General features: G+C 52.0%; 8 protein-coding genes and 3 pseudogenes. 1 reads left to right on the top strand and 10 read right to left on the bottom strand.

The genetic code is table 11. The features are described 5' to 3' along the window. Positions 1-883: 883 nt before the first annotated feature. From MJ643_RS12335 to MJ643_RS12325, 3 genes are all read right to left on the bottom strand, one after another. Positions 884-2,236, bottom strand: coding sequence for an OprD family outer membrane porin (locus MJ643_RS12335; protein ID WP_103469101.1), 1,353 nt, complete (start codon positions 2,234-2,236; stop codon positions 884-886). 142 nt (positions 2,237-2,378) lie between these two features. Beyond that, positions 2,379-3,059, bottom strand: a complete 681-nt coding sequence (locus MJ643_RS12330) for a type 1 glutamine amidotransferase (protein WP_103469100.1) — start codon at positions 3,057-3,059, stop codon at positions 2,379-2,381. Next, positions 3,041-4,339 (bottom strand): MFS transporter, encoded by a 1,299-nt coding sequence (locus MJ643_RS12325; RefSeq protein WP_103469099.1) that lies wholly within the window; start codon positions 4,337-4,339, stop codon positions 3,041-3,043. Before MJ643_RS12325 ends, MJ643_RS12330 begins: the two co-directional genes overlap by 19 nt. A gap of 381 nt (positions 4,340-4,720) precedes the next feature. Here MJ643_RS12325 and MJ643_RS12320 point away from each other — a divergent pair, with 381 nt between their 5' ends. After that, positions 4,721-5,620 carry a LysR substrate-binding domain-containing protein gene (locus MJ643_RS12320; RefSeq protein ID WP_103469098.1) on the top strand — a complete coding sequence of 300 codons (900 nt, stop codon included), beginning with the start codon at positions 4,721-4,723 and terminating at the stop codon, positions 5,618-5,620. 520 nt (positions 5,621-6,140) lie between these two features. Here MJ643_RS12320 and MJ643_RS12315 read toward each other — a convergent pair. From MJ643_RS12315 to MJ643_RS12285, 7 genes and pseudogenes are all read right to left on the bottom strand, one after another. Beyond that, positions 6,141-6,869, bottom strand: a complete 729-nt coding sequence (locus tag MJ643_RS12315) for a site-specific integrase (RefSeq protein WP_247726816.1) — start codon at positions 6,867-6,869, stop codon at positions 6,141-6,143. 137 nt (positions 6,870-7,006) lie between these two features. Continuing rightward, positions 7,007-7,336, bottom strand: a complete 330-nt coding sequence (locus MJ643_RS12310) for an Arm DNA-binding domain-containing protein (RefSeq protein WP_232099756.1) — start codon at positions 7,334-7,336, stop codon at positions 7,007-7,009. Between the two features lie 369 nt (positions 7,337-7,705). Next, positions 7,706-7,906: pseudogene (locus MJ643_RS12305) on the bottom strand (integrase); the annotation flags it as partial. Between the two features lie 42 nt (positions 7,907-7,948). Further along, positions 7,949-9,343, bottom strand: coding sequence for a site-specific integrase (locus MJ643_RS12300; protein ID WP_103469097.1), 1,395 nt, complete (start codon positions 9,341-9,343; stop codon positions 7,949-7,951). Positions 9,344-9,655: 312 nt separating this feature from the next. Next, a pseudogene (locus MJ643_RS12295) lies at positions 9,656-10,012 on the bottom strand (tyrosine-type recombinase/integrase); the annotation flags it as partial. Positions 10,013-10,061: 49 nt separating this feature from the next. Continuing rightward, positions 10,062-10,499: pseudogene (locus MJ643_RS31555) on the bottom strand (DUF6708 domain-containing protein); the annotation flags it as partial. A gap of 236 nt (positions 10,500-10,735) precedes the next feature. Next, positions 10,736-11,236 (bottom strand): DUF6708 domain-containing protein (locus tag MJ643_RS12285; RefSeq protein ID WP_348773344.1); only part of this gene is annotated, 501 nt, incomplete at its 5' end.

Raw genomic sequence — 11,236 nt, 5'->3', positions numbered from 1 at the left:
CCAGTGCTCGCCTAAAGCCCTTCGCATGATATTGAACACGTTGCCCAAAGTCATTCGCAGATCGCTGCCACCTTATCGAGAGCGGTACACACATACGCTAACGGCTGGTTTCGGTTGAATGCAACACCTAAGCGACTAAGCCGAGCCTCGGCGATGATCGAGTTGTCCATCGGCGGGGCATCGATCATGGTCAACCTCAGATCCAGCAGCTATGCCCACGTTATCCGGGGTGAGACGCATCGTTGCGTTTTGGCTCGCTACCGCACCGATGGAAGTACGTGCCAGCACCGAGGCAGCATAAGTTCGGCTGATTGCTGCGTTTGTGTGTTCAAATCGCACAGCGTTTCTCCGCTCACTACGTTCTGAGCGAGCCGAATGAAAGTCCTGAGGCGTGAAGGAATGGGTGTTCGGCTTGCGACCCTGCGCGTAAACCAAGGTAAGTTCCATTGACCAGGCATTGGGCATTTGCCGCTACAGAAGCAGAACTGAAGGCGGTTAAACCACCTGTCACGCCAGTTGAGTCTTACCAGCAGCCCGCGTGTGTCTCAATCGCCGCAGCTTCCCCGCACGGTAGCTCGCAACTAACCGAGAATCGCCTAATGCGCTCGCGATAGCCAAGTCCAGCGCATCGGCGAAGACATCTTTGAGAAGCTGAACTAGAAGCTGCATATGGTAACCATCGAGCAACACGAGCGTGGCGATTGGGCCTGCCGTCATTGCGAAACGCTGATCGAGGCACCACTGCGGGCTCGAGTGTTTTAGGTGAGCGCCACGGCAAGTCATGGCCGAACGCTTACGACTCATTAGCCTAAATCATATGCAGCCTTAGAAAAGCAGGTTTGGCCTGGCTTTTTGATGCGGCCCGGCCAAACCTGTAGGGAGGTTAGAAAATCTTGATGGGGATCGTGGTTACTAGGCGGAATTCGTCGTAGCTGCCATCAATCTGTCCCGGGGAGCCACGGTGGTTGTAAACAATCGTCTTGAAATTCCATGCCTGCAATGGCCCTGATTGCACCACGTAAGATAAGAGTAAGCCGTTCTCATCATGGGTGGCGCCGTCAAGGCCTCTGACGTTGTAACCTGTGGCATGTCCATTTCGATCGCCATTGTAATGCGTTCCGTCGATGTCCCAACCCTTAGCATGCCAGAGGGTCAGAGCCAGGCCAGGTACGCCAAACACGGCGAAATCTAAGTCGTATCGAAGCTGCCAAGATTTTTCGTTGGGGCCGTTGTAATCCGAAAACAGGGCGTTAGCGAGGTAGTTGCTGGTCGACTCGAACACGTAATCGAAATATTCGTCGCCCATCACCTGCTGCCAAGCGAGCGTCAGGCTATGGCCAGCATGGCTTCCTGTGACGGCCAAGCTATATGCGTCATTCTTTATGTACCCGAGCCGCATCTCGCCTTGGTCTTGGGTGTGGTAGTAGCTGAAGGCAGTCTTGAGGGAATAACCTTCGTTGGAGACGAGCTTGTGGGTGATGCCGAGATAACCTTGATCCCACATATTCTCAAACCTGGAGCCAAATAAGCTGACGTCAAGGTTCGGGTAAACTCGGGCTGTTGCTCCAAGGTAATTCAGGCGATCACCCTTGATCGCCCTGTTGCCATAATATGAGGCAAGGTCTTCGGATCTGCTGCCCGTACGCAGAATCGCTTTATCGAAGCTGCCTGCCTGTATCTTCAACCAATCCCATTCGTTACTCGAAATAGCAGTGCCTTGAAAGCTGGATGGAAGGGCGCGGTTGTCTTTTGGGCGTAGCATGGGATTGTCGACCATCATCCGGCCCACTTTGATCTCCGTTTTCGAGGCTTTGAATTTTACGTCCGCAACAGCTAGGCGGCTCCACGTCGGAATCGCATCGCCGTCGCTATCCACGAGAACTCGGTCGGCACCGTTAGCAATCGCGCCATGACCCCGCTCGAGGGTTACTGCACTGAACATGCTGGCATCCAAACCAAATCCTATCTTCCCAAGTGTATATCCAGAAGAATAATTCAGCATCGCTGCCTGGACCCAGGTCGTTCGATCACGGGTGGTCTCGGCACCCCACGGTTTCTTTACACTAAGCAGCGTGGTACCCGATGTACGTTGAACTGCGTAAAAATTACGAAGGTTCAACGAGAGTCTTGACCCTTCCAAGAAACCCTCACTGTCAGCACTCGGTGCAGCGAGTGCAACTTGAACAAATGGTGCGCACAGTGAAAATATTGTGAGTAGAGAATATCGAGATGGCATGTTTCAAGCCCTATATCCTGCTTTTTATGATGTTGGGCGAACGTAGGCTAGCTGGTCGTGTAAGATGGTCACCTTACTATTCGCCCAAGGATGGTTTTTGGCAGAGCTGAAGTTGTCGTTACTGGGTATTTAAGAGGGTTGATTAGGCGTTAACGAGATTGTCTAGAACTCTGAACATGAATTGACGAGCGACTATGATTTTCATCAGTTCCTCAGAGTCCTTTTCGGACATTTTATTGTGTTCGCCAGTTGGTAATGCTGTTGACTTATGTTTCCAGAGATATTCCATCGTCTCCGGTAGCATTTCTGGGTGGGCTTGGAATCCCAGAACCTGGTCATTCCACGAGAAAATCTGGTTGCGACATGCCTCTGTTGAACCAAGCAGAATACATGTTTCCGGAAGGATGAAGGTATTCCGGTGAAAAAAATAAAGAGGTGTTTTATTAGCCACGCCTTTCAATAGCCTGCTCTGAGTTCCAGCGTCATTCAGCAAGACGGGCAACCAGCCTGATTCAGAGTGCGTATGAGGAACCAGCTTCCCTCCTAGTGCCTCAGCGAGTAGTTGTGAACCGAGGCAAATACCTAGGACTTTTTTGCCGGCTAGAATGGATTCCTTGATAAATTCGATCTCGTCCTGGAGCCAGGCCTCGCATTCCTCTGGGTTTCCTCCTAATACCACCAATAGGTCAAAGCTAGATAGTTTGGGCCAAATGATTTGTTCGTGCAAGTTTGTGCCAGTTAAAGTGTGGCTTCGCTCACGCGCCCAATACTCGATGTTGCCGATGCCAGCTCTTGGCATATGAGCTAGGAAATGGACTCGCATTTGATGCCTCCCAATCGTTTGTTTTTTTTGAGCGCTAACAGCATGATGGTGCTTGCCACTAGAAAACCACACAAAATGGAAAGCCCAAGTTGGTTGCTGCCGCTTATTTTAGACAAATAACCCATGAGGTATGGGCCGGCGAATCCACCTAGACCACCGCATGAGTTGATAATGGCTATTCCGGCTGCAGAACTTTTTCTCGGTAGTAACTGGCTAGGAATAGACCAGAATGGCCCGTTGAATGCAAAAACTCCAACGATCGCAACGATCAGTGCTCCCAACATGCTTACGGTACTTGTAAGTTGCCCGCTGATCATCGCTGCGTAAGCCAAGATCACTAACAGCAATGGGGCCGCCGCATGTGCGTAGCGCTCACTTTTGCGATCGGAACGTCTCGCCCACGCGTTCATAAATACGCCGCCCACGATGTAGGGTATTGCAGAGATCAAGCCTACCTGAGTTGCCGAAGCTGTACCTGATAGTTGCTTAACTATTTGTGGTAGAAAGTACATCAATCCAAGCGTTCCGCTGATGTAAAAAAAGTACAGGGCCGACAGATACCAGACAGTAGGGTGGGTGAAAGCACTATGATCCTGCTCGTGCATCGTAGCCGATCCACCGGCATTGACTTCCAACAATAATGCCTGCTTTTCGTCTTCAGTCAGCCAGTGCGCCTTCGGCGGGCTATCTGTCAAGTAGAAGTAGGTAATTGGTGCAAGAACGACAGCTGCAGCACCTTCAATGATGAACATCCAGCGCCAGCCTTCCAGGCTAAGGCCCGTAACATTGTCAATCAACCAACCTGAAATTGGGCCGCCGATGATATAAGCCACAGGAATCGCAGACATAAACATAGCCACGTTCTTTGCCATGCTCTTCTTTGGGAACCATGAGGCCATGTAGTAAATCAGACCTGGAAATAATCCTGCTTCAGCGAGTCCCAGCAAAAATCTTAAAATATGAAGCTGAGTTGCATTTTGAACGAAACCAGTCAAAATGACCACAACTCCCCAACTCATTAGAATGCGCGCGATCCATATTTTGGCGCCGAATTTAGCGAGTAAGATGTTGCTGGGTACCTCAAAGATAAAGTATCCGATGAAAAATATGCCCGCTGCGAGTCCGTAAATACTTGCATCAAAACCCAGCGATGCATTCATCTCCAGTGCAGCAAAGCTAATGTTCGCACGATCAATATAGGCAACTACATAAAGTAAAAGTAGATACGGTATCAGTCGTAGCGTAACCTTCTGGAGTGCTGTGTCGACTGTTGACGTCATGGCCTGGATCTCCTTCTAAAACAGGTATTTCGTGAGTGATGAATGGCAGATATTATTATTGAGCCCACAGTTGAATTCTACAAGTTTGTAGTCAGGCTGCAGTGCGCTTGAACGTTTTCTGGAAGTTTTCCTCGTTACGTATGCCGTTTGTCGCTCAGCGACGGTCCGTTAGCCAAGGCCTCATCTGAGCAGATGGCGCTGCCAGTGCCTCTTGACGTCGACGTGGAAGGGAATAGCCTTATTGTTGCTATAATGCCTAATATGATTAGATCCTCTATGAGAGTTCGTACGCTGGTTTCGAGTATCGTGAACTTGAGTTAATCCGAAAAGCAGAATAAACTTCGCTTAGGTATTAAAAAAACTAACACCGGAGGTCCGGGCTTGAATATTGACCGTCTGCCCCCCCTGAACGCAGTCCGTGCATTTGAGGCCGCCGCTCGCTTGGGCAGTTACGTTGCAGCTTCCCAAGCCCTGCACGTTACGCAGCCTGCCATCGGTAGGCATGTGAAAATTTTGGAGGATTGGCTGGGTGTTCGACTTTTTGATCGAACACCAAGAGGCGTGATCTTGACTGCCGCCGGAGCGGACTATTACCAAGCTGCATCGCAGGCGCTTCAGATCTTGGTAGAGGCGGGAGCCCGTCAATCGCAAAGAGCTGAGGAGCGCTGGCTGCGAATCCTTTGCGCTCCGGCGTTCGCCTCACGTTGGTTGACTCCTCGCATTGGTGAACTACGAGAGTTACGACCGGGGCTGAAAGTCGCTATTGAGCCAAATTCCTCCTTTACCTCAGTGGAGCATCGGCAGGCCGATTTGGGAATTGCTTATGGGTTACCGAGCAACCTTTCAGGCATACGAAAAGTTTTGATTCGTCCAGAGGCATTTGCGGTCTGTTCGCCTGGGTATCTCGCTAACCTGCCTAAACGACCCACGCTTGCTGAGCTGCCAAGCTGTCAGCTGATACACGTTGATGACGGAACGTGCTGGAATGCTTGGTTCGCTGCTCAGGGCCTCAAAATCCGCGTCAAAGCTGACGCTTCGCATATCAGCAACGAGCTGGTACTCCACCAGGCTGAGCGTGGTTACGGTGTCGCATTGGCGACAGAGGTGCTTGTCAGTGACGAGTTAAAGGATGGCACCTTGGTGCAGTGTGTAGAGCAGTCTGCTTTCATGGAGGCGTATTATCTTTTAACTCCATCACAACAGCTGAGCATTGATGCGGAGTGGTTTATGGAGTGGTTGACTAGAGCCCTTAGCGAGGCGTTTCCCAGAGCCGTGGTCTAGTGTCTTCGAAAGCTAATTTGCGGTCATGCTGGATTCTTCCTCCCGCCTTCGGCCGGCTTCTCTCTTGAAATTTAAGTCGTGAAGTCACGTCGGCGGCGAGTGTTGAAGGCTGTCCAACATCTTCGCCTTCACGCTGCGCGCATACGTCGAATGTCTAGGGCCTTGTCCAGGCATGGACTCTATATCATGGTCCTGTTTTTCCCAGCGCCAGGCCGTGAACGATTGTGCTGTCATCAGTTGAGGCCGAGCCAGTAATTGAAATCCTTGGAAAGAAGTCCAGAATCAAGGCTATTCCTTTTTAAGGGAACGTAGAAACCCCTTTATTTCAACGGCCCGCATGCCAGATGCGAGTCATATCATATCCTAGAATCCATCTTGGAGATTACCATTCAATGCTCAGGTTGATATGAAGTCTCACAGTGAAGAACCTGCCCGTGTGTCCTTCAATCCCTATGTCTATTCAGCACGCCGCCTAATCGTAACGCTGCTTCAATTTGTACCGGTCTTGGCTAACGCCCTTTCATTTAGCGTTGTCGAGAAAGTCTGCCCACTGCTGCATTAGCCCTATGCGCTTAGTGAACAAATCACCTCGGCGGTAAGCCGCTTCGACGCGATTTTCTACTGCATGAGCAAGCGCCATCTCGGCGACTTCGCGAGGCGCACTAGTGCATTCGGCGCACCAGTCGCGGAAGCTGGAGCGAAAGCCATGCACGGTAAAATGCCCGAAGCCCATCCGGCGCATCTGCATGAGGCCAATCATGTTTGACACCGGCTGCCCACGCTTGTGGTGCTCGAAAACAAAGGATCGTATTGGGTGTTGCATGGATTTAAGCAATGCAACAGCCTGAGGGGGGAGCGGTACTCGGTGAGCAACGCCGGCTTTCATTCGATCCTCAGGTATGGCCCAGACGCCGGCATCCAGATCGAACTCGTCCCAGCGTGCGTTCAATGCTTCGCTAGTACGCACGGCGGTAAGGATGATGAACTCCAGCACGCGCGGGCCGATTCCGGGCAAAGTGCGCACCTGTTGGACAAATGCGGGCACTTCTGCCCAAGGCATCGCCGGGTGATGGTGATGTTTGCTGAGACTCCTTCCGGATGGCAGCAGTTTCTCCAAATGACCGCGCCAGCGGGCTGGATTCTCGCCGCGGCGCAGCTCTTTGGCCTTGGCGTAGTCGAGGACCAGCTCGAGCCGATTGCGCACCCTGCGAGCAGTTTCAGGCACTCTGGTCCAGATAGGCTTCAACACATTCAAAACACCTTCGACGTCAACGCTGTCGACGGGGGTGTCGCCAATGAATGGGAAAGCGTAAGAGGTCAGGGTGTTGGTCCACTGTTGCGCGTGTTTGGCATTTTTCCAGCCAGCCCGATGGGTTGCAATGAAGTCTAGGGCGCAAGTGCGGAAAGTGTTCTCCAGCCCTTTCTCTTGAGCAACCCGGGCAGCTCTTCGACTTCCTGGTGTGTTTCGGCTTTCCGTACCAATGGATCGATGCCATCGCGGATCAATGCCCTGTGGGTGTCGGCGCGCGAGCGGGCCTCCTTTAATCCATAGCGAGGATAGGGGCCCAAGCCGATTTCCTTACGCTTGCCCGCGAGTTGGTAACGCAAAACCCATGCTTTTCCGGATTTACGGATGACCAGGCGAAGGCCGTCACCATCGTCGTACTTGCCGAAGTCGGTAAGGGTTTCAACCTGTTTCGCGGTGAGCTTGGGCATGGCGGAAGCCTCCAAACTTCAAATCTGGTCCCCCATTTGGTCCCCCACTCACAGCCTGGATGTGGAAGGAACACAGCGGAATAGGACAGAACGTACCAAGCTCTAAAATACGCCCAAGTAGCTGCTCTAGAGCGTCCGCACGTCACTCAGTGGATACCGGTGGTCGGGAGTGGAAAACTGCTGATAATGACTACGCTACATTCGAACTGATTTCCATATAATATTGATTTTTAACCAAAAAATCTTGACACATCGAACTATCCTGTTGAGTTCGAATCCCGGACCCTCCGCCAAACTCGGTTAGCGTGTTACGGGAAAGAAAGAAGGCAGAGACGTAACAGTTGGGGCTTCAAGCCAGGGGGCGCCAGATTAATCTGCAAGCGCTCGCTTAGTGTTGTTCCGAAGCTGATCTAAGCAGTTTGCCCACAGTTGCGCGGCTTTCCGGCCACTCAAGAGCTGAGCGCGTGCGTAAGCTGCTCCCAGCGCACCTCGCTTCCGATGCGATAGCGGCAGCTCCAGCACAATAGGATCGATGCCAAAATGCTCATGAGACATCTGCCTTGACGAGCTGGGCTTCAACGTTCAGTTACCCACCCCCGGCTCATTTCTTTCCTAGGCCAGTATTGTTTCTAGTCTGTCTCCAAGGAGGCGCCATGCTTCAGTTTTTTCCTTGGCATAATCATGGTGGAGGTAGTGCCTGCGTACTTTGGAGCCTGCGAGCAGGTGATTTTGGCAACGATCAATAATCTCTAGAGTGACGCCAAGTTCTTGCATCATGGTCGCCCCGGTACGGCGAAGGTCGTGTGGGGTCCATTCACCCTTTGTGCCGTTGTTCAGCACTAGCGAATCGTCATGGTGACGACCTGACAATGGTTTGCTGCGCTTCTTGAACCGGCACTGCCGATCACCAATCAGTTTACTCACGGTCTTGGTATCAACATGGCATTCACCGTGTTTGCTGGGGAAGCAGAAAGGGCTACTTCCAGTTTCTTCCTGCAAGCGTTTGAACTGTGCCAAAGCAAATTGTGATAGAAATACATGGTGATCCTGGCGCTTGCCTTTACGTCCTTTTGTGGCCTGTGCTGGGATGAACCAAGTGCCTTTCTCCAGGTCCACATTTTTCCATTCAGCTTTGAGTAGCTCACCTATCCGGCAGAGGGTGCTTAGGCAGATCCATACTGCGCACTGCACGCGAGAGTTAACAGGACGGATGCCGGAGTATTTCCGGCCGACGGGTAGGGTGTCATAGTCATGCTCCAGGCGAGCAAAGACGCCTTGTAGTTCATGGATTTCGTCGGGAGAGAGCAGGCGGTCACGTTCTTCTTGATAGTCGTGGTCTAGCAGTGTCCGCACATCGATCAAGTCGATTGGGTTGCCGTCAATCATCAACGATCGCCACGGTTTGCGCTTTTCGGCCCAGCGCAGCATCTGTCCAATGTCGTTGTATAGGATAACCACAGTGCGGTTTAGACCACGCGTACGAACTGCGCGTAAAGAAGCTAACAAGTCTTTCTCTGTCAGGGCACGCAATGGTTTTTTGCCAATGACAGGCAGTACGTCTTTCTTGAAACTGCGCTGCAGCTCCGCGTTGTCATCCTGTCGGGAGACACCGTCGCGCAACCATTCGTCGAACAAGTCTGCAAAAGTCTTGTTTTCCGCTGCATGGCGTTCGGCCTCTGCAATGGTGGCGGAGATGCTTGCTTGGGCTTCAATTTTGGCGGCTTTCTTGGCAGATGTCGGGTCAATACCGTCAGATACTTGTTGACTTGCCCTTCTATGCTCAGATCGAATTTCAGATAGTGTTCTACTCTTGCTGCCATTTTTGGCCCAGGTGCCGCAAGCATAGTCTTTGTGTTTTCCATCCCATTTGAAACGGTAATAGAAGCTCACCGAGACGCCTTTCTGACGAGAGATAACTTTGCCTAGTAGGTTGCCATCGTCTCGGATGGTTTTTCCGTGATCCTCAGCAGTGAGCGATTCGAGCTCTCTGACGGTTATCTTGGCCATTGTCTACCCCTTGCAGGCGGAAGGATGCCCCAAAAAACCCCTACTTATACCCCTACCGTGGCAGTGGCTCTCTGTAGAAATCTCTGGACTGGGTTAGACCAAATATTAGTCTGAAAGCCCCATGGTTGCTAGCTTTCGGTAATTCTTTTGAATGCTACTGATTTCCGCTGAATGCTTATAATTAACTGAATGGGGTGCAAGGGGTAGAGTGTTCGAATCACTCCGTCCCGACCAATAATCCCAAGGACTTAGGCCATTTCCGCAAGGGGTGGCCTTTTTCCTTTGCGTGACTTTTGCGTGACTTCTCAGGTTTTACGCCTGCCTCCTCTTCAAAATCGTCAGCACCGGCCCACGCGAGTCCGTCGCTGAAACTTTGTTTGCCGCCTCTATCAACTGTCCCAGCTCCGCGCCAGAATAGTGACTGGTCACGCTGCCGTTCTTGTGGCCAAGAAGCGACTTCCGATCTTCCTCTGTTACACCAGCTGCTTTCAGGCGCCTGCCGAAAGTGTGCTTCAAGTCGTGAACCCTGATCGAAGCGAACCCAGGGTGTGCCGGCCGCAAGTGTTGCTCCTGCCAGAGCTTTGCCGCGCGCACCCTCGCTTTTTTCCAGGCCGAGTCGTTCATCCTGTGCATCCCGGTGCCGTTGTAGGGAAACACCCATTTCCGGGTTGCGGATCGACAGCATGACGTTTTCGATCAGCCCACCGTGACCTGGGGCGTAGACTCGGTAGACTTCGGCGGTTACGTCGTCCCAGTTGTAGGCGACAGGTTTGACGCCCCAGCGTTTGCGGCTGAAGATAAATATGCGGTCATATTTAAACTCATAAATGTATATCTTTTGGCGGAGTCGATTGAAGCGAATTGGCTCATCTCTAGGAGCAACCAGATCAAGCCTGACATAGGCAGTCAAAGCCCATAATGCTACCGGAAGAAGAGCTATTGATATGTTTGTAAGCCAGTCGCGCGGCCAACTGCCATGCAAAAGGCTCCAGTATAAGTAAAGCGTAAGTCCTAAAGCAAATAGCAAACCCGGAACCCCAATCAAAAATATAACACCTCGAAGGATGGTGCTGCTCCGTGGTAACTCGAGATATACATGATCGAAATAATTGGGTGCCGGCTTGACACTCGTCCATACGCTCCGCCATTTTGGCACTTCATCCACCTTGGGAAGGTCATGGCTCCAGCCTAAAGCACGCTCCCACAAAACTTTACCATCACGCTTCACTCGTTAATCTCCCTGACACAAATCTCAAAGTACCCACTTGGCATCTAGGCAGAGCGTGTAGCAGCTTGCCGTGGGGCCTGGCTGTGCAGGGGCCTTGCGGGAACAGTGAGGCTGCCGCAACCTACGGCAGCCTATAACTTCTAGGCCCGGGGGCATCGGCCCTCTCATTCAGATGGGGCAGTACGGGACTCACGGTCAATGTCCTCCGGCCAATGAACCTTGGGTGCCAGGCAATGCATGTGGCTCAGGCCATCGTCGTCGTTCCAGTCACGGGGTGGGTGCACGAACTTCGGCAGGGCTTCGGGGCCTTGCTGCATGAATAGCCGGGCGATGGCCCAGTAGGCTTCGCCGTGGTAGAGGTCGTGAGTGAAGAACACGCGGTCGATGACTTCGTTGGTTTCTGGGTTGCGTACCGACAGCATGACGTTCTCGATCAGGCCGCCGTGGCCGGGGGCGTAGACTCGGTAGACTTCGGCGGTTACGTCGTCCCAGTTGTAGGCGACCGGTTTGACGCCCCAGCGTTTGCGACTGAAGATGAATATGCGGTCATATCGAAACTCATAAATATATATCTTTTGGCGAAGTCGATTGAAGCGGATAGGTTCGTCTCTAGGGAAATCCTGAAAAAGACTTCCTGATTTTGGCAAAATACCCGGACTCCACCC

The organism is Pseudomonas sp. PNPG3, assembly GCF_023093815.1.
In the GTDB taxonomy this organism is placed as follows: Bacteria; Pseudomonadota; Gammaproteobacteria; order Pseudomonadales; family Pseudomonadaceae; genus Aquipseudomonas; species Aquipseudomonas asiatica.
Note: the sequence above shows the minus strand (reverse complement) of the source record. Positions and strands in the feature narration are given on the sequence as shown.